14 protein-coding genes and 1 pseudogene are annotated in these 19,631 nt (G+C 43.6%); 6 read left to right on the top strand and 9 right to left on the bottom strand.

Annotated features, from left to right (window positions below):
• Positions 1-34: 34 nt before the first annotated feature.
• The 3 genes from AXI59_RS08760 to AXI59_RS08750 all read right to left on the bottom strand — a co-directional run bounded on the left by AXI59_RS08760 (position 35) and on the right by AXI59_RS08750 (position 2,880).
• Complete coding sequence (locus AXI59_RS08760; protein ID WP_061527968.1) at positions 35-760, bottom strand: sunset domain-containing protein; 726 nt, start codon at positions 758-760, stop codon at positions 35-37.
• 122 nt (positions 761-882) lie between these two features.
• Complete coding sequence (locus AXI59_RS08755; RefSeq protein ID WP_061522622.1) at positions 883-1,740, bottom strand: Cof-type HAD-IIB family hydrolase; 858 nt, start codon at positions 1,738-1,740, stop codon at positions 883-885.
• A 156-nt stretch (positions 1,741-1,896) separates the two neighbouring features.
• Complete coding sequence (locus AXI59_RS08750) at positions 1,897-2,880, bottom strand: LCP family protein (protein WP_061522623.1); 984 nt, start codon at positions 2,878-2,880, stop codon at positions 1,897-1,899.
• Between the two features lie 351 nt (positions 2,881-3,231).
• Between AXI59_RS08750 and AXI59_RS08745 the strand changes: the two are divergent.
• Positions 3,232-4,354, top strand: a pseudogene (locus AXI59_RS08745) (sugar porter family MFS transporter); the annotation flags it as partial.
• A 46-nt stretch (positions 4,355-4,400) separates the two neighbouring features.
• Here the strand turns inward: AXI59_RS08745 and AXI59_RS08740 are convergent.
• Complete coding sequence (locus tag AXI59_RS08740; protein WP_240491501.1) at positions 4,401-5,384, bottom strand: LCP family protein; 984 nt, start codon at positions 5,382-5,384, stop codon at positions 4,401-4,403.
• 236 nt (positions 5,385-5,620) lie between these two features.
• On the opposite strand from AXI59_RS08740, the gene AXI59_RS08735 reads away from it, so the two are divergent.
• Positions 5,621-7,006, top strand: coding sequence for a glycosyltransferase (locus AXI59_RS08735; RefSeq protein WP_061527966.1), 1,386 nt, complete (start codon positions 5,621-5,623; stop codon positions 7,004-7,006).
• Positions 7,007-7,009: 3 nt separating this feature from the next.
• Here AXI59_RS08735 and AXI59_RS08730 read toward each other — a convergent pair whose 3' ends face one another.
• Genes AXI59_RS08730 through AXI59_RS08720 form a run of 3 tightly spaced genes read right to left on the bottom strand, consistent with a single transcriptional unit; the run spans position 7,010 to position 10,697 of the window.
• Entirely contained in the window at positions 7,010-8,137 is a 1,128-nt protein-coding gene (locus AXI59_RS08730; RefSeq protein ID WP_061527965.1) for a Ger(x)C family spore germination protein, read from the bottom strand.
• The gene (locus AXI59_RS08725) at positions 8,134-9,240 is read right to left on the bottom strand and encodes a spore germination protein (RefSeq protein WP_061527964.1); all 1,107 of its coding nucleotides are present in this window, start codon (positions 9,238-9,240) and stop codon (positions 8,134-8,136) included. Before AXI59_RS08725 ends, AXI59_RS08730 begins: the two co-directional genes overlap by 4 nt.
• A gap of 5 nt (positions 9,241-9,245) precedes the next feature.
• A complete protein-coding gene (locus AXI59_RS08720; protein WP_061522627.1) occupies positions 9,246-10,697 on the bottom strand; it encodes a spore germination protein GerBA in 1,452 nt (483 codons plus the stop codon).
• Positions 10,698-10,914: 217 nt separating this feature from the next.
• Between AXI59_RS08720 and manA the strand changes: the two genes are divergently transcribed.
• Entirely contained in the window at positions 10,915-11,865 is a 951-nt protein-coding gene (manA, locus tag AXI59_RS08715) for a mannose-6-phosphate isomerase, class I (protein WP_061522719.1), read from the top strand.
• 140 nt (positions 11,866-12,005) lie between these two features.
• Positions 12,006-14,651 carry an N-acetylglucosaminidase gene (locus AXI59_RS08710; protein WP_061527963.1) on the top strand — a complete coding sequence of 882 codons (2,646 nt, stop codon included), beginning with the start codon at positions 12,006-12,008 and terminating at the stop codon, positions 14,649-14,651.
• A gap of 91 nt (positions 14,652-14,742) precedes the next feature.
• Here the strand turns inward: AXI59_RS08710 and AXI59_RS08705 are convergent, their stop codons facing one another.
• Together AXI59_RS08705 and AXI59_RS08700 are read right to left on the bottom strand one after the other, a co-directional pair.
• A complete protein-coding gene (locus AXI59_RS08705; protein WP_061527962.1) occupies positions 14,743-15,897 on the bottom strand; it encodes a CDP-glycerol glycerophosphotransferase family protein in 1,155 nt (384 codons plus the stop codon).
• 33 nt (positions 15,898-15,930) lie between these two features.
• Entirely contained in the window at positions 15,931-16,701 is a 771-nt protein-coding gene (locus AXI59_RS08700; protein ID WP_061522630.1) for a WecB/TagA/CpsF family glycosyltransferase, read from the bottom strand.
• A 352-nt stretch (positions 16,702-17,053) separates the two neighbouring features.
• On the opposite strand from AXI59_RS08700, the gene tagD reads away from it, so the two are divergent.
• A complete protein-coding gene (tagD, locus tag AXI59_RS08695; protein WP_003151361.1) occupies positions 17,054-17,443 on the top strand; it encodes a glycerol-3-phosphate cytidylyltransferase in 390 nt (129 codons plus the stop codon).
• Between the two features lie 166 nt (positions 17,444-17,609).
• On the top strand, positions 17,610-19,628 hold the full coding sequence (locus AXI59_RS08690; protein ID WP_061527961.1) for an alpha-glucosyltransferase N-terminal domain-containing protein: 2,019 nt from the start codon (positions 17,610-17,612) through the stop codon (positions 19,626-19,628).
• Positions 19,629-19,631 lie beyond the last annotated feature (3 nt).

Raw genomic sequence — 19,631 nt, 5'->3', positions numbered from 1 at the left:
AAAAAGACTTCAGAGGAACTCCTGAAGTCTTTTTTCATCGTTTCGGCGGTCTGTATCCGGCGGCCTGTGCTTCTTCAACGGAGCAGAACATTCGGACGGGATCTGTCGTCCGGTCGTAGTATGTACTCCCCGGTGTATGATAAATACCGTTACGGCTGCCTTTAATGCTGCAGCCTTGAGCGGTGTCGGCTGCTTTCGTGTCTGAACTTCCTCCGGAGGAATGGGCGGCGCCCTGTGCCGTTTCAGCAGCTTCGGCTGTTTTCGTTTCTTCTTTTTGCCGCTGGATTGTTTTATTTTCAGCTTTCAGTGTTTTGTTGTTTTTTTCAAGCCTCTTTTGGGAATCCTGCAATTTCTTGTTTTCTGATTTGAGCGATTTGATGGTTTTTTTCAGCTCGTCAATTTCATTGTTCAGCTTGCTGAATTTGTTTTCATTGCTTGCCTCTGCTTCGGCTTTCTCTTTTTTGGCCTCTGTACTGATGTTTTCGTATTTCTTCTCGAGCGCAGCATGCTCTTTAGATAATTTTTGATAAGCCGTATCGAGCGCGCTGTATTTTTCATCAGCTTTTTTTGCGGAAATATCCGGCTCGGCGAAGGATGCGCCGATGAGGGTGAGGGCGAGTCCGCCGATGAGAAGCGGCCAAAACAGTCGTTTTGAAAATCGTTTTTCTTTTTTTACAGCTTTGCATATGAGGTGGAAAAATCCGTAGCCAAGTGCAAGGAGAAAAGCGAGAAATCCAAGCACAAACATAACATTTGACATTATATAACTCCTTTTTTCTTTATTTTACAATTTATTTTAAGTTTTGGGTATTATTTTTCGGACAGCAAAACAAAAAAGCCAGATCATGTAATGATCTGACTTTTGCCGCCGGTTAGCGGATTTTATATTTGATTCTCAAGCAGCTGATGAATAAAATACGCAACGCCGTTTTCATCATTGCTTTTTGTAATGTACGTGCTTTGTTCCTTCAGCTCATCAATCGCGTTGCCCATAGCGATTCTGTTGCCGGCTGCTGCAAACATGGATAAATCATTGGGGCTGTCGCCGATGGCGTAAATATCTTGTTTCTCGATTCCGTAAAGTGAAGCAAGTTCCGTCAGGGCCCGTCCTTTGCCGGAATCTGCTGGGAGGATTTCGATAATGTGCTTGCCGGAAGAGGTTTGGGACAGTTTGTGATGATGTTTGATTTCCTCTTTGGCGTTTTTCAGTTTTTCCATATCAAAGGAGAAGCAAAGCAGTTTGTAAATATGTTCATCTCCGTTAAATACCGCCTGTATATCCTGAACGGGCTTAATCCCGAATTGCTTGAACTGCGTCTTTGCGCCTTGCCATAGCGTCTGAAAATCTTCATTGGGATTGGCGCTTTTCAGGATGTCCAGCTCGGCCTGAAGCTTTGTCTCACCATCATAAGGTGAGAGCAGATGATCATCCGTATACACCTCAAAATAAATTTCTTTTGCCGTTAAATAAGCGGCGATATCTTTTCCGGCCTGCTGGTCCATCAGCATTCGGCTGACGAGGCGGTAGCCTTTATCGTGGACTGTGCCCCCATTCGCCGCAATGATCGGAATATCCAAACCTTCGAGAAGCGCTTTTACATCAAAAGTGGCTCTGCCCGTGCAGATGGCCACGAGAATGCCCGCCTCGTCCGCTCTTTTTAAAGCCGCTCTGTTTTCCGGAGAAATCACACTATCCGTGTTTAATAATGTGCCGTCTAAGTCAATTGCTATCAGTTTCATATGTATGGATACCCTCCTTAAAAATAAAGCTGCTTCGGTTAGTATGTTCAGCTTTTTGCGAAACCAACAGAAAAGCCGTTAGTAAAAGGCTATACCTTCATCTTCTTTTTTTCAACAAAAAAACGGTGAGGTATTACAAAACCTCACCGTCAGACTTTATTCTGCTAAATCATTTTTTAATTTTGTTTTTACTTCTTGAAGCTTCTCTTCATTCAGTTTGAAGTAATAAATATTTTTGCCGTACTGAGGGGTGTAAATATAACTGTCAGTTCCCGTCAGCTGCAAAGAATCAACTGATTTTAGAGATGTGATGAACGGGAATAAACCGATGGCGTCATTAAGAGATAAGTTCATTTTCAAATTTTTCCCTAAGCTGTCGACAATATCGTCATAAGAAGGGATGGAGCTTAATGATTTTGATTTTTGTATAATGGCGCTCAGCACTTCCATCTGTCTTTGTCCGCGCATCAGGTCGGTATCGGCTTTACGTGTTCTTACATAAGCAAGCGCTTGTTCACCGTCAAGGGTTTGGACTCCCGGCTTTAGCACCACTTTTCCTTTTGTATCCACTTTGATACGATCGGCAATTTTTTGGCTTTTCACGTTTACCGTAATGCCGTTCAATTCATTTACGACATCCCGGAACGCGTCAAAGTTACTCTCAACCACATAATCTACCGGAATATCAAGCATGTTTTCTACTGTTTTATAAGTTAAATTATAACCGCCGTAAGCATGAGCATGCGCAAATTTGTCGTAGCCGTGTCCGGGGATGTTTACATAAGAATCCCTCGGGATACTCAGCATTGTTGCTGTTTTCTTTTTACGGTTGAAGGTGACGAGCACGTTGGCGTCACTTCTTGCATCATCTACTGTTTCGCCTTTATTATCACGGGCGTCAATTCCTAAGAGCAATACCGTGAAAGAATCTTTCTTCGGGTCAAACTCTTTAATCCGTTTTACGGATTGGTCGCCGCGGTCAAGATTGACGTGTGCTTCTTTCGTTGCGTTATTGAGTTTCACATAGGCGTAAGTGCCGACGGAACCGGCAATAACCAATAAGAAAGCAGCGGTGGCCATTACAAATTTCACCCATTTTCTCAGGCGTCGTTTCTTTTTCCTGTGTTGTGATCGTTCCATATCATTACCTCTCGTTTCTATTCTTTGTGAAGCGTACCATAAAAGTTGACTAGGAGCAAATCTTCATCCGGGGAGATTCCAGAGCATTCTCTCTATTTCGACAACATCTTTCTGTTAATTTTGCATCAGGTTCACACTATATTTGACGGCAGGAATCCGGAAATGTTTCGTCACTTTGAGAAAAATTAATTAGTGAAAAAATGGGAATTAGCAGGACGAAAGGTTTGAAATAAAAGAAAACAGGCTAAAGGATGTCTAGAAAAAACTCCTTCGCTGATACAGACGATCAGCGAAGGATGAGGGGAGTCCGCACACATGAAAAGCATACATTCGAATAAATGGCTCTATTTTTTCGGCGCCCTCGGCGTCGCGCTGGCTCCGAATACACAGGTGATGGTCCTTTTCCGGATCATTCTCGGACTTGCCGTCGGAACGTCCACAACGATCGTTCCGCTGTATTTATCAGAATTGGCCCCGAAAAATACACGCGGGGCGCTGTCTTCACTGAATCAGCTGATGATTACGGTCGGTATTCTCATTTCTTATATCGTGAATTACATCTTTGCCGAATCTGAAGCTTGGCGCTGGATGCTCGGTTTGGCGGCTGTGCCGTCAGTCGTTCTGCTGATCGGGATTTTATTTATGCCGGAAAGCCCGCGCTGGCTGTTTACGATCGGCAAAGAAGATAAAGCGAGAAAGATTCTTGAATCATTGCGGGGAACGAAGGATATTGATGAAGAAATTGATTGAAATGAAAGAAGCGGAGAAAGAAAACGAAGGCGGTTTGAAAGAACTGTTTGAGCCGTGGGTCAGACCCGCGCTGATTGCCGGTCTCGGGCTTGCGTTTCTGCAGCAGTTTATTGGAACGAATACAATCATTTATTATGCGCCAAAAACATTTACGAATGTCGGATTCGGCAATTCCGCGTCTATTTTAGGGACGGTCGGAATCGGAGCGGTAAATGTCATCATGACGCTTGCGGCTATTAAAATCATTGACAAGGTCGGGAGAAAGCCGCTGCTGCTGGCGGGGAACGCCGGCATGGTCGTCAGTCTGCTCGTTCTGGCCGGAGTCAATCTCTTTTTTGAACATACGGCGGCTGCATCATGGACGACGGTCATTTGTTTAGGCGTGTTTATCGTCGTGTTTGCTGTCAGCTGGGGACCTGTCGTGTGGGTCATGCTTCCTGAATTATTCCCGCTTCATGTCAGAGGAATCGGCACGGGCGTCTCGACCTTAATGCTTCATGCCGGAACATTAATTGTTTCATTGACGTACCCGATGTTAATGGAGGCCGTCGGTATCAGCTATTTATTTATCATTTATGCCGCTATCGGCGTCGCAGCATTCTTGTTCGTCCGGTTTAAAGTGACTGAGACAAAGGGGAAAAGCCTTGAAGAAATTGAACACGATTTGCGAAACCGTAACGGAGGCTCGGGATCGGCCGCGAAACAGCAAACGGCTAATCTGTAATATCAGGCAGGAGAGGGGGCGGTGTCAAACCGGCCCTCTCCGCCGTTTAATAAGCCAGTTCTTCCTTTAACTTCGTTTTTACCTCTTCCAGTTTTTCTTCATCTAACTTTAAGTAGTAGAGTTTTTTTCCCTCTCCCTTATGATAAAGATACTGATCTGATCCGGTCAGCTGCAATGTATCGATTGATTTGATCGACGCCATAAAAGGAAACAAACCGATCGCCTCTTTTAAAGACAGACTCATTTTCATATTTTTTCCTAACGTATCGACAATATCGTCATAAGAAGGAATCGAGCTTAACGATTTTGATTTTTTGATAATGGATTTCAGCACTTCCATTTGCCGATCGCCGCGCTTAAAATCAGTATCCGCTTTACGAGTTCTCACATAAGCTAACGCCTCTTCCCCGTCAAGCGTTTGCACACCAGGCTGTAATGCGACCTTTCCTTTTGTATCTTTTTTTATTTGATCAGCGATTTTTTGGTTTTTGACATTGACCTGGACACCGTCTAATTCATTCACCACATCTCTGAATGCTTCAAAATTTCCCTCCACCACATAATCTACCGGTATATCAAGAAAGCTTTCAGCCGTTTTATAACTGAGGGTATATCCCCCGAAAGCATGGGCGTGGGTGAATTTATCATAGCCATGGCCCGGTATATTGACATAAGAATCTCTCGGAATGCTGAGCATCGTCGCTGTTTTCTTTTTACGGTTGAACGTAACGAGCACGTTCGCATCACTTCTTGCATCATCGACCGTTTCACCTTGTGAGGCTCTCCCGTCAATGCCTAACAGTAATATCGTGAAAGAATCTTTTTTCGGATCAAATTCTTTAATCCGTTTGACGGACTGCTTGCCCCGCTCCAGTTCAACGTGGGCTTCTTTAGAAGCATGATTCAGTTTTACATAGGCGTAAACTCCGGCTGCAGCAGCGATAAACAGAAAAAAAGCAGCGGCTGCTGCCAAAATCACCGCCCATTTTTTCAGGCGCTTTTTCTTATTGTGACGCTCGGATCGTTCCACTTTTCTACCTCTCATTTCTCCTCTGTTTACAGCATTCTCTCCGGTGCTCGTGGGAGATCAGCCTATTACATTGGACGAAAGGACGGAGGGGATGTTTCACTTTTCATTAAAAAATAGGATATATATCATATTAAAGGGAATTTTGGAGGGGATTTCACATGACTGCCCATCACATGCTATCACATAAAAGCCCAGGTCATTTCATACGTTAGAACAAAGTCACGGAAAAGGCGGGGATGCCGGTGAAAACGAGCATTATTATTCTGACATACAATGAGCTGGAGCTGACGAAAAAATGTCTGGCCAGCATAGATAAATACACCGATCAGGAAGAGATTGAGCTCATTATAGTGGATAACGGTTCTTCAGACGGAACAAAAGACTATTTATCAAAGCTCCCGGACGCCAAAGTGATATTAAATGAAAAAAACCTCGGGTTCGCTAAAGGCTGCAACCAAGGAATCGAAGCGGCAGCGGGGGACAATCTGCTTTTTCTTAACAACGATACAATGGTTACGAAAAATTGGCTCAGCAATATGCTGCGGGTGCTCTATCAATCGGAGCGGACCGGAATGGTCGGTCCTGTCAGCAACTATGTCAGCGGCGCGCAAATGCTTCCTGATACGTACCAAACATTAGAAGAAATGGAGCCCTTTGCAGAGGCTTATTGTGTAAGGGAAAAGCACAAAACGAAACGAGTGCTGCGGCTTGTCGGCTTTTGCCTTCTTGTCAAAAGAGACGTCATCGAAGAAATAGGGCCGTTTGATGAACGGTTCGGATACGGTTCCTTTGAAGATGATGATTTATGCCTGCGGGCCCTGCAAAAAGGCTACGGCTTGGAAATCGCCCTCGATGCTTTTGTACACCACCACGGCCACGCCACATTTACGGCCAATCAAGATATCAATATCAATGAATTGTATATGGCAAACCGCCAGCGCTTTACAGAAAAATGGGGCACCGATTTCACTTATTTCACCCACCCAAGACCGGAAATTGCTGCGCTTGTGCCGCCGGAAGCAAAACGGATACTTGATGCCGGATGCGGTGCGGGAGCTACGGGATTAGAGCTGATGAACAGGCAGTCCTGTGAGCTGTACGGTGTCGAGCTGCATCCATTGGCGGCAAAAGCTGCAAAAGGACATTACCAAGCAGTTTTGGAAGAAGACGTTGAAGAAGTGAAGCTTCCTTATCCGGAAGGCTTTTTTGATTGTATGATATTTGCTGACATACTGGAGCACTTAAAGGACCCGTGGAGCGTCATTCAATCTTATGCGGCCCATTTATCTCCGTCAGGCTCGATCGTTTGCAGCATTCCGAATATTTCTCATGCGGAAGCGTTATTTCCGCTTCTTCTCGGTGAATGGAATTACAGAGACGCCGGCATTCTGGACCGCACCCACCTGCGGTTTTTTACGCCGCAAACGGTGCATACACTCTTTCCGCAAGACCAATTTGAAGTGAAGAAGCAGGCCTATACGTATGTCCATGTTGATGGGCGGGTGCAGCTGTTTTTACAGGAAATTACCCGCCTGGCGCAGACTATGCAATTTCCTGTTACGCAGCTGCCTGAACAAAGCCGGATATACCAAATTCTGCTTCGCGTTGAAAAAAAACGCTGAAGCTTATCGTCCCATCATTCCGAAATTGACAATTTGAAGAGAGATGTCATAATCAAACGCCGCTTCAGAAAAGGTTTTATCCCAATGATGTTTGACCTTCTTCCAATAATCCGGATAGTGAATTCTGACACTTTCGGAAAAGAACACAGGGTCCGCTTCATATTGGCCTTGGAGCTTAGCAATGACCTCTTTTACGTCACTTTTTAATTTTTTTTCGAAAATCCGCTCCAGCCTGTCTAAATATCGATTATCGAATGAATCTTCAGCGGTCGATTGATTTTCGGACAGCAGCCCCTTTGTTTTCACAGCTACGTGAAATGACAGCTTTCCGTTTTTTAAGTGTGGGGTGATGTTAGACTTCGATTTCTTAATTTCAAAAGTAATGGGGCGTTGTTCAATCTCTGCCGGCAAAACACCGCCCTCAATTGTCCCCATCAGCCAATTGAGGCTCTGTGTCTCATAAGCAGACAGAAAACCGGCGAGTCTGTTGTGTTTTCCGTTTTTTATAATCGCGGCTCCGTCATACACCGTTTTCCCGTTCTTATTCACGACCGCCTGAATCAGAAAGCTGAGTTTGTTATGACAGTAAACCGATGCCCTTCCAATCCGAAGCGGCTTTAATATTTTTCCGTTATAGCCTCCGTTATTGGTGAGTTCGATCAGTTTCTCTGCCGGCATGGGCAGCTGCTGGTTCGGCGTCGGCTCTGTCAAAATATCGGATGCTTTTCCCCTTGCCGCAAAAATATAGCTGCTCCGCCTTAATTCATCATCACGGATAAAATGATTCATCATTTGCAGTATATTTTGGTCAGCCAGCAATTTATCGCTGAAAATAAGAACCTTTAAATGATCGCTGTAAACGGGCGGATCCTTTAAAGAGATGTCACTGACCGCTTCAAGAATGGTATCCCCCCGCGACGTCACATTCACAAAAGCGGGCCTGCCGGAAGCCTGGCTGTTTTCGCTTTGGGGAAGCAGGTTTTGATAGGTTAATTTATATTGATGGTCACTCGTCTCATCAATGGCCAAGCCCCGCGCGAATGAAAGCCTCTCAATCTCCTTGGCGTCCCAGCAGCCCGAAAGCGCAATCAGTGTGAACAGCGCCGCCGTCAATTTTATGAAATGTTTCATGACGTCTGTTTCCTCCTGAATATTTTCTTCATCCAGCTTGAAAACCAAATGAGAAAAGGAATCATGATCACGGCAAAAAACATATACCCGAGCATCGTTCCGTATTCAAACACGCTATTGATGTCTTCGGGATACATGGAAAAACCGAATGTGACCGCCAATAATCCCGTCAAAAGCCAGACATTATTTTTATTTTTCAGCCGGAAAAGGGTATTTAATCCGAGATGCGCTCCTTTAAAAGAACCGAGCATGCAGGTAAACTGCTGGCAGGTCCACATGACCAGCAAAAAGATATCAAACCGCTCAATGAAAATGCCCTGAATTTCTAACGCATGAATAAGGGAAATCGTCGGCCACGTTCCCGTTTTGGCCTCAGCAATCGTCATACAGCCGATCACGATAAACAAAGTAATGCTGTAAAACAAGGTGGAGCTCCCGATTCCAAAGGCTACCGCTTTTTTCGCCTGCTTCGGGTTTTTCATAAACGGCACTAAATAAATAATCACTTCAAGGCCTGAGAAATAAATAAGAGTTTTTGGAAACAGATCAAAAAAGCTTTTATATCCGCCTTCCATAATAGGGCGAATAAAGTCCAGTTTGAACAATCTCAGGCTGAACATCAGCAGCACAAAAAGAATGATAACCGTTATCGGAAAAATATAGGCATAAACCTTAGCGATCGGATAGACGCCGCCTGTCACATGATAAAGGCCGACCGCCAGAAAGATAAATACGACCACACCCATCGGCGTATTTGTTAACAAAAAATAATTTGTGACCTCTCCGAGAAACCGGGCTTGAAAACAAATGGTGAGAATGAAATAAAAACTGATAAATACATTCAATAAAGACCCGAGGACGCGGCCCATAATGTCCCGATTCAGCTCATAAATGGTTTTTTCACTGTTCTTCAGCAGAAAAGGCATAAAAAGCAGGACGAGGCCGATATACACGGCGCCCTCAATCAGAATAATGATCCACCCGCTCGGGCTGTCTGTTAATGCGGCAGAACGGGGGAGCGTTAAAATGCCGGAGCCGATCATCGTTCCGCTTACCATGATGGAGGTTTGCATAAAAGACAGCTTATCTTCAGATTGCTTCATGGGTATCACCTTTGTTTGATTTTATCTTTCGTCGCTTTTCTGGTCGGCTGCCTTTTGAGAAACCGTGTCGGAAGCCGGACGACCGTATCCTTCAAATCTTGTCCGGGCTGGGTCATGATCGGAATGATATAGTCCTGGCCGAAGCTTTTCAGGCGCATAATGTGCCCGATAACGAGGAGATGGCACATAATCAGCCCGTATAATCCCAAGACGGCGGAAGAAATCATCGAGAAAATGCGAATAATCCTCAGCGGGAAATTGTATGCGTAAGACGGAGCCGTAAAAGAGGCCAAGGCAGTAATGGAGACAACGATCACCATCATCGCGCTGACGATATTTGCTTGAACGGCAGCCTGTCCGATGACAACCCCCCCAATCAATCCGATGGTCTGCCCGATCGGCTTCGGCAGCCGGAGCCCCGCTTCCCTGATCAGTTCAATTGTAAAAATCATAATAAATGCTTCAACAAAAGGAGGAAAAGGGACATTTAATCTGCTCCCGGCAATCGTAATCGCCATTCTTGTCGGCAAGAGGCCTACATGAAACGTAACAAGTGATATGTAAAGGCCGGGTAAATAAATGGTAATTAAAATGCTTGTATACCGAAGCATCCTGAGCAATGAAACAGGGATCCATCTCTGGTAGTAATCATCCGGAGAATGAATAAACTCATCGACAGTGGCGGGAACCAAAAGGACAAAAGGCGTGCCATCTACAATGATGGAAACCCGTCCTTCGAACAAAGAGCCGATGACCCGGTCGGGACGCTCAGTGCTTAAAATCGTCGGAAAAATGCTGTACGTATTGTCTTCAATAAGCTGTTCGATAGTGCCAGACTCAGGAATATGATCAATCACAATCGAATCCAGTCTCTTAAACACTTCTTTTACCACGTAATCCGGGGCAATATCCCGAATATACGCCACCGCGATTTTCTTTTTTGTCCTCTTGCCGAGTGTGATCTCCTTGATCAGCAGGTTGGGATCTCCGGCCTGTTCCCGCAAAAGCGCGGTATTCGTGCGAAGCTTTTCGACAAAGCCTACCCTCGGCCCGCGTTCAAGCAGTTCTGACGGCGGTTCTTCAATATCACGCATTTTAAACGTTTCTGTTTCAAAGGAGAGAGCTTCACCGCAGCCATCGGCCAGCAGAACCGATTTTCCGGAAAAAATGTCTGCTTCAACGTCTTTTAATGAGGATAGCTGAGTGTGGTGGTAACCGAAAGATATGGCTGAGAGCGGTTCTTCAGACCCATCCTCTTGTTTTTTCCCGGCGGCCTGCATCGGTGAAATAATATATTGTGCAAGCAATTTATTTTCTGTCAGCCCGTCTATATAAAGCAGACAGGCGTCACATTCATCGTCTCCGTAAGTAAAGGAATAAAATATGATGTCATCATTTTGGCCGAACCGCTTTTTTAAGATCTCGAGATTGCGCTTCAGCTCAGCATTTATTGCCACGGCGTTCCCCCTCCTTTACATCAGTCATTTTAATTTGCGACAAACAAGGAGATTTATTCTGGAATAGGAAATGACTGAGCTTTCGGCCCCGTCTGAATGGTATAATGAGCAGGTCAGCCATTTATACATATGTTTTAGCAGCGGCACTCGCTGTGTTTGTAACAGAGACACAGCGGGAATGGGATATGAGCCGCTTTTTAAGGGGAGGGGAACGAACATGACGCAAGAGCCGATTTTTTTACAGCCTGTATGTAAAGAGAAAATTTGGGGCGGCACTTTATTACGCGAACGATTCGGATACGACATACCTTCAGACACAACCGGAGAATGCTGGGCGATTTCCGCTCATCCGAACGGATTGAGCACAGTAAAAAGCGGTCCACATAAAGGAAAAACCCTAATGGAACTATGGGACCGGCACAGAGAATTATTTGGCGGAATCGAAGGAGACCGCTTTCCGCTCCTGACGAAAATGCTGGATGCCAAACAAGACATGTCCATCAAAGTCCACCCGGATGATTATGATGCCGAGGAACATGAAAACGGAGAAACGGGCAAGTCAGAGTGCTGGTATATCATTGACTGTAAAGAAAATGCGGAGATCATATACGGCCATACAGCCCGATCCAAAGCAGAGCTTGTCACGATGATCAACAGCGGAGATTGGGAAGGCCTGCTGCGCCGCGTGAAAATCAAACCCGGGGACTTTTATTACGTACCGAGCGGAACCATTCACGCCATCTGCGCCGGAACGCTCGTCCTGGAGACACAGCAAAACTCAGATGCAGCTTACCGGATATATGATTACGGCCGTACGGATAGAAACGGCAGCCAGCGTGATCTTCATCTCCGTAAGGCAATCAACGCCGCAACCGTTCCTCATGTGGACGGATTTATAGATGAATCAACAGAATCCAGAAAAGGCGCCACCATCAAAACCTTCGTGCAGGGAGAATACTTTTCTGTATACAAATGGGATATCAGCGGCACAGCCGAGCTGACGCAGGATGCCCCGTTTATGCTGTGCAGCGTCATAGAGGGGAGCGGAATCCTCAGCTATGAAGAGACCTCCCGCAAGCTTGAAAAAGGCGCCCATTTCATATTGCCGGATCAGATGCCGGACTTTACAATAAACGGCGAATGTACATTAATCGTCTCTCATATATAAAAATCAAAACTTAATCTCAGGAATGGGATTAAGTTTTTTTATTTGTAAATTGGAAGCCTTCTCTCTGTAAAAATGAAGAAATCCCGCCGATAAATAAACTAGTTTGATAGATAACAATAGAATAAGAAAGAGGAGAAGGAATGAAAAAGAGATTCGTTGCACCTATGTTAGTGTCCGCCGTTTTCCTTGTCTTTGGCACAATATCGCTTCCTGCAAAGGCTGTGTACAGCGACTATTCCATTTATCAATTGGAAACGAAACAGCAATTTCCTTCAGAAAGCCAGGCGATGCAAGCAGCAGGCAAACTGAAAAAGGATACGGGATGGCAGGCTGACGTTCAGGCAGCCGGAAATGCGCCGCTCACTTATCAAATATCAGCATCAGGCTTACACAATGAAGCTGATGCAAAAGCGGTGCTGAATGATTTTACAAAACAGACGGGTGTGGGCGGCACCTACAGCGCAAGCGGCAGCAAACAGCCGTATGTAACCGTCACATCAGGTGTTTTATCGGACGAACAGCAGACGAAAAACCTTCTTGCCAAACTGAAGAAAGAAACGGGAGTGACCGGCGGCGTCAAGCCGAAAGGTTCAAAACAGCCGTACGTACAGGTCGTGACCTCAGAGCTGGCATCGGAAGCGAATGCAAAAGCGCTGATTCAAGACCTGACAAAGCAAACAGGTGTTAAAGCCGCATACCAGCCGGTTAAACAGGCAGCCGCCCAGTTCCAGATTCAATCCGGGACGATTATCGGAGACCAAAAAGCCGCTCAAATCCAAACCGATTTTCAGAGACAAACAGGATTAAAATCATCGCTGAACATGACGGCAAAAGGCCGGTCAAATTACACCGTGACGACCTCTGATATGAAGGACGCAAACAGCGCGGCAAGCTTAGCCAAGCAGCTGGAACAGACAACGGGAATCAAAGGCTCTGTTCAAAAGATCACCCGAAACAAAACGGTGAACGTGTACAATGCTCAATCGGGTTATTTTAACGGAGTAAGCGCTGTAAAAAATGCCGTCAGCCAAATCAAGACGAATACAGGCATCAGCGGTACTTACCAAAAAGCCGGCACGAAAAATAATTATACAGTCATCATGAACGGCCTGACGGCTCAGCAGCTGCAAAGCATTCAATCCTTCTTTAAAAAGAAGAAATGGCACTGCTCAGCGTCTCCTGCAAAAAAGACAGCCTCAGCTTCCATTTACCAAATCACTGCGGCACAGATCACGGCTGCTCAGGCTGACAAAGCGGATGCATTTTTCCGTCAGCACGGTGTGAAAACGACAAAAACCGCAGCAGGGAAAACAACAGAAAATGAATATCAGCTCCTTTCTCAGGAGACAACCGACCAATCAAAGATTAAAAAAGGATTAAATCTGTTGGCGGGATATAAGCTGAGCGCTTCTTCAAAAACGGTGACAAAGCAAACGGGCACAGCTTATCAAGTCACAACTGAATCACTGCTTGATACAGCAAAAATCAATCGTTCATTGGATTTCTTCAAAGGGAAAAAAGTATCCGCCTCTGCACAAAAAACAGGGGAAACGGCGTATACACAGTTCCAGATTGAAACGGCATCTCTGCTTGAGAAGGATGACATTGACCGTGCGTTAGCTTTTTTTAAGCAAAACAAAGCGGCCGGCACTGTGAAAGAGACGGGGAAAACCGCATATACACAGTACGTGATCACAACTGAGAAGATCAGCAGTAAAACAGTTTTAAACAACGGCATGAGCTATTTCAGCGCCAAACATTTACAAGCAAACTATACGAGTAAAAGCCTTCCGATTTACGAGCTTCATATCAATAATCAATTTACGGGAATGGAGCCGGCATCAGCCGCCTCTGCAAAGCTGAAGCAGCTGTACGGCTGGACGGTGTCCATTGTGAAAATAAAAAATGGCCCGCAAATCATGAATACAAATTACAATATCTCGCTTAAAGATATGGTTAAAAAGCAGATGACAGTCAGCCCGCAAACAGATGCCGCGGCTTACGCATCGCTTACGTATATCAATACGGCCTCTAAAACGGTCACGGCTGATGTTTTAAACGTCAGATCAAGCCCGGAAGTCAGTTCAGGCAATGTCATCGGCCAATTGAAAAAAGGCGACAAAGTCAACATCATCGGCCAAACAAACGGCTGGGCCAAAATCAGCATGAACTGGAGAAATGCCAGCAGTGATGAGGTCGAACAATACGTCAATCCAGACAACTACACGCTGGACAGCCAATATTACTTTCAATTTCTCAAGCTCTCTCAAACGGCTGGGCTTAATGCATCCGAAATCAACCAAAAAGTACTGGCCAATAAGGGGATTCTTACGGGGAAAGGACAAGCCTTTATAACTGCTGCCAACAAGTACAGCATAAATGAAGTGTATTTGATCTCACACGCTTTGCTTGAAACAGGAAACGGCTCATCAGAGCTTGCAAACGGCATCAAATACAATGGAAAAACAGTTTACAACATGTACGGAATCGGCGCTTATGACAGCAATCCGAACTACTACGGCGCCCAATACGCGTATAATCAAGGCTGGTTCACTCCGGAAGCCGCCATTATTGGCGGTGCTGAATTTATAGGTTCATCTTACATTCATAATTCAGCCTACGAACAGGACACTCTCTACAAAATGAGGTGGTCCGCAGCTGCAGCCCATCAATACGCTACCGACATCGGCTGGGCATATAAGCAGGTAAACCGTATGTACAGCTTATATGCGCTGCTGGATGACTATACGCTTTATTATGATGTTCCCGTTTATCTGAAAGGATAAAAAAAGGGCTGAAGTGATCGCTTCAGCCCTTTTTAGTATGATGTTCCGGCAGACCTATAAAAAATATTATCCGGCCGTTTTCAGCAAGTGTTCAGTCATTTTTCTTTATTTCTTTCTCTACAAACGTTAATAATTTTTCACTTGAATTGCCTTCTGAATATTTATTCCATGTATCAGAGAACTGCTTTATTTCTTTTAAATGGTAAGAGCCTTTCATGATCTCCTCCAGCAGTGATTCACTGTCAGGACATGCTTTTCCGGGTATGACGGTTTCATAATGATCGATTAACCCGCGTTTTCGGTCGTATTCTTCAAGATCATACGTGAAAAAAAGGATCGGTTTATTTAAGATCGCAAATTCAAAAGGAACGGATGAGTAATCCGTAATCAATATATCAGCAGCTTTCAAAAGGCCGTGCAATTTAAGATCAGACACGTTCTTGATATATTCATTTTCAGACGGGATCGTGATTTGGTGCTGAACGGCAGGATGAAGCTTGACAAGCAGCACATACTCCCCCTTTAATGGACCGGCCAGCTGCTCCTCGGTGAATGGGAGACGAACCGAATGCATATCATAATCCCTGAATGTGGGAGCATACAGTATGATTTTTTTCGGCCATTTATGTTGTAAAGCATGTTTGCTCTCATCATAATATACGTCCGTCAGAGGTACTCCTGTTTTTAACACTTGACTGTCCCGTATCCCGAATGACCTTTTAAATATGTCAGCCATTGCGTCAGAGCCGGCGGTAACAAAATCAAATGAGCTGTATACCTTTTTAAATCGATTAATGTCTGATCGAGTCCGAAGTTGATTTGTCACATCTTCCAGACCAAATTTTTTCAAAGAGCCGTTCGCATGCCAAACTTGAATGCACTTTGTCTGCGGCCGGCCGTTTAATACGCTTGTCAGAAGAAAGTAATTATCGGTGATCACAAATTTACTCTTAAATAGGATAGAAACAGCTCTCAAAAGGTGAAGCGGATTTTTTTCATTAAAATAAAATGAGTGAATCCCTGAGAGCTCATTCTTTAAACTGACGGCATGTCTGGTATAAAGAACCGTTACATCATAGGAAAGTGACTCAGCGTGCATCTTGTAAGAGCGGATGAGAGCTTGTGCATTTTCCTCAAAAGAAACCAAAAGTGTGACCTGATCTCTGGGTTTCACCGGTTTGAACAAGACGCCGATGACAGATAAATATATTGAATATAAAGCGGCGAATAAAGATCGCAAGTTCATAGATTACCAATCTCTTTTGCTGTTATATTTTGTTTAAAGCTGTTTTGTCTGATCTTCAGCCTGTTCGGCGTAAAGGCTTTTATTTGATTTATTATCTCTCAGAACGGTGAAAGCATACTTTGGAATGTTCAGCATTCTTTTCCATCTCCAAGGATTCATTACGAGTCTGTAAAACCACTCAAGATTTGTTTTGATCATCCATTTTGGCGCTCTTTTCACTGTGCCGCTGAATACATCAAAGCTTCCGCCCAAACCGATTGCTACAGCCTGAGGAAAGAGATGCTTGTATTCATAAATAAAATGTTCCTGGTGCGGGTATCCTAAAGCGACAAACACAATATCAGGTTTCGCCCTGGAAATCTGTTTGGCGACAAAACGCTTATCCGCTTCGTAGCCGTTACTGTGTCCGACAACCTCGATCTGAGGATATTCGCTGCTGATCCGATTCAATACGGCGTCCAGTACGTCTTGTTTTGCACCGTATAAAAATATTTTTTTAGAATGCTGGTTTGCAAGACCGAGCAGCGAGATAAAAACATCAAACCCCGCAATCCTTGATTTTAGCGGGTGCTGGGTCAAACGCGACATTAACACGACGCCAATACCATCCGGCAGGACGAAATCCGCCGATGAAATGACATTATGATAACCTTTATCTTTAGCCGCTGCGTATCCGATTTCAGGGTTGACCGTCGCAATGACGGCTCCTTGATTTTGTGCGATATAATAAGTGTCTAAATATGAAATAAACTCCTGTAAATTTCCATTAACATAAGAAAGGTTGTGCACCATTTCAGTCTGCATCTGTTTCGCCCTCCTTTATACGGGTTTTTCTCAAGTTCAGTGATTAAGCCTAAGCTTTATTTTAACATAGAACCTTCAACTAAACTTAACAATCATTTTACAAAATGATAAATAAGATAACATTTTTTAAATCATACGTCATAGAACCCCGCTAAACTCCTAGTAAAACAATATTTGTTAATAAGTGGAATTAGCTTGATCTTTACATAAGCTTAACCTTTTCAGGGCTATGTGATATAATTAGGTTCCATGAGTACGAAATTGGCACTTTAGTGATTAAGGATACAGCTGCGCCGCTATTGCGGGCAGTTACTTGTTATACGTATGAATACAGAAAGGAGCTTTTGTTTTCATGAAGAAGGTCATAACTTACGGAACTTTTGATTTACTGCATTGGGGTCATATTAAACTGCTTGAGCGCGCAAAGCAGCTTGGAGATTACCTGGTCGTTGCAATTTCAACTGACGAGTTCAATCTTCAAAAACAGAAAAAAGCATACCACAGCTATGAACACAGAAAGTTGATTCTGGAAACCATCCGTTATGTTGACGAGGTTATTCCTGAGAACAGCTGGGATCAAAAAGTACGGGATGTAGCAGATCATAACATCGATGTGTTCGTTATGGGAGACGATTGGGAAGGCAAATTTGATTTCCTTAAAGATCAATGTGAAGTGATCTACCTTCCTAGAACTGAAGGCATCTCTACTACGCAGATTAAAAAAGAAATTGCCGGGGTGTAATACGGGAGTTTTATTACATTGATTGAATAACCTGTTCAAAGTACTTCTTATTTATAGATAAGAAGTACTTTTTGATGCTTAAATTGGTTTTGTTTTTTGAATTTGCGGGAAAGATGTTATTTTGCAGTGTTTTACTAAATTCCAAATGGTGAAAGGGAGAAAAAATTTGTCCAATCAGCCTATTAACTACAATAATGAGCTTCCCGATATGATGTATTATTTTATCTCAGGCGGACTGCCGGACAATTACGGCGGCCTGACCAAATCACTATTATTGCGTTCTAAACTATTCGGAGAGGAAAGTCAAAAGAATACAGCCTTTCTTACTTTTAGATATGATTTAGAATTTGCGAGGAAAAAAAATGATTTGTTTGAAAAGGGAAAAGCTGACTCTGAGTATACTCAAGTCATCAATTTATTTGATGATTTCTTAAGCAAAAAGACAAAGGGCAAGCGGGCCTATTCTGAAAAAATTAAGCTGGATGAAATCAAAAGACATGTCAGCAAGGGAAAAGTAAGTAAAGCAATCTCTAAGTTATTCGGCAAATCAGCAAATGAATATGTTCTGACTTACTACTCAGACGGCGCTGCGGTACGATATGTTGACTATCTGAATGATGAAAAACAAGTGACAAAAAGAGAAGAATACAATAAAGCAGGCATTCTTGCCATTGTTTCTTATTATGATACTAAAATTAATCAAATCTACCTTCAGGAATATATAAACACCGAAAATAAGGTTTATTTGGAAAAACACTATATGTGGAACAGCCAAAGTAAAGAAGTTCAATTCACCCATTTTACATGGTACACAGAAGAAGATACGATGACATTTAAAGATGAATCTGAGATGCGGCGTTATTGGATAGAGAGCCTTCAAAATGAAAATGATCAGCCTAAACTATTTCTTGTAGACAGCAGACCTCAGGATAAACATGTCTTTAAAGTGAAAAAGGCGCCATCTTCCTATTATGCGGCGATCATTCACAACAAACACTACGGTGATAATAAGTATCAAATTAAAGGCCGCTATAAAGAAGTTTTCAGCCAGATGAATAATCTAGATGCCGTATTTTTCATTACCGAGGAGCAAATTGAAGATTTCACTTTGATTTCAGGAGAACGGGAGACATTCTTCTTTACGCCGCATACCATTAACAAACCGCTGGACGAAGAAGTTTTAAACGTTCCTAGTGAAAAAAATAAAGCTGTTATTATCTCAAGGCTAGCTGCAATGAAAAATCTGACGCATGCCGTTAAAGCGTTCAGACTTGTCGTTAATGAAATTCCTGATGCTCGATTGGAAATATTCGGGTCAGGTGAAGATTTGGAAAAAATCAAGAATGAAATTAAAGCCCAAAATCTTCAGGCAAATGTATTCCTAAAGGGGTACACGAACAATCCGGATTATGAGTTCCAAAAAGCTTGGCTGACAATTTCAACCTCTCATTTTGAGGGTTTTGGTCTGTCTAATATGGAAGCATTGAGCAATGGATGCCCGGTAGTGACTTATGATTACGATTACGGGGCCAGAAGTCTGGTGGAAGACGGAGTAAACGGCTATGTGATCGAGCAATATAATATTGAGAAATTAGCTGAAGCCATCATTTCTTTAATGAAAGATGAAAGCACTCACAGTAAATTTTCACAGCAAGCATTTAAAATGGCGGAAAAATACTCTAAACCGAATTATATAAAAAACTGGTCGAAGGCCCTTTCTAGAATGATTGAAGTCAGAAAAGAAAAAGAACAGCTTGCCAAAAGAGTGGGTTCGAAGGAGCAGCCTATAACATCCTTCAAAAAAGATGACTCAGGCATAGCGATCAGCGTGTTATTGTCCGGCCAAGACGAAACGATTCAAAAGATTAACCTGCTGGGGATAGATCGAAAAAACAAAGCTGAAATCATTTCCGTTTCTTCGGATCAAATGACTCAGCAGTTTATCGTTCGTCCTGAGAAAGACATAAAAATGGAAAAAATCGAGGCTAATCAAACTTCGGTTCTTGATTTTTATATACAGTTTATAACGGCTGATCACATTCAGAACCTCAGAAGGATATCCAGCAGCGAAGTCAAGTTCGGTGAAAAGGATCAGTTCGAGAATAACTGCTATGTGTTTGAACCTTATACGACTGTGAAAGGGAATTTCTCTATCAAATTGACAAAAAAGGATCACATTGATTAAAGA

This window comes from Bacillus nakamurai, assembly GCF_001584325.1.
Taxonomy (GTDB): Bacteria; Bacillota; Bacilli; order Bacillales; family Bacillaceae; genus Bacillus; species Bacillus nakamurai.
This window is presented reverse-complemented; position numbering and strand designations above follow the sequence as displayed.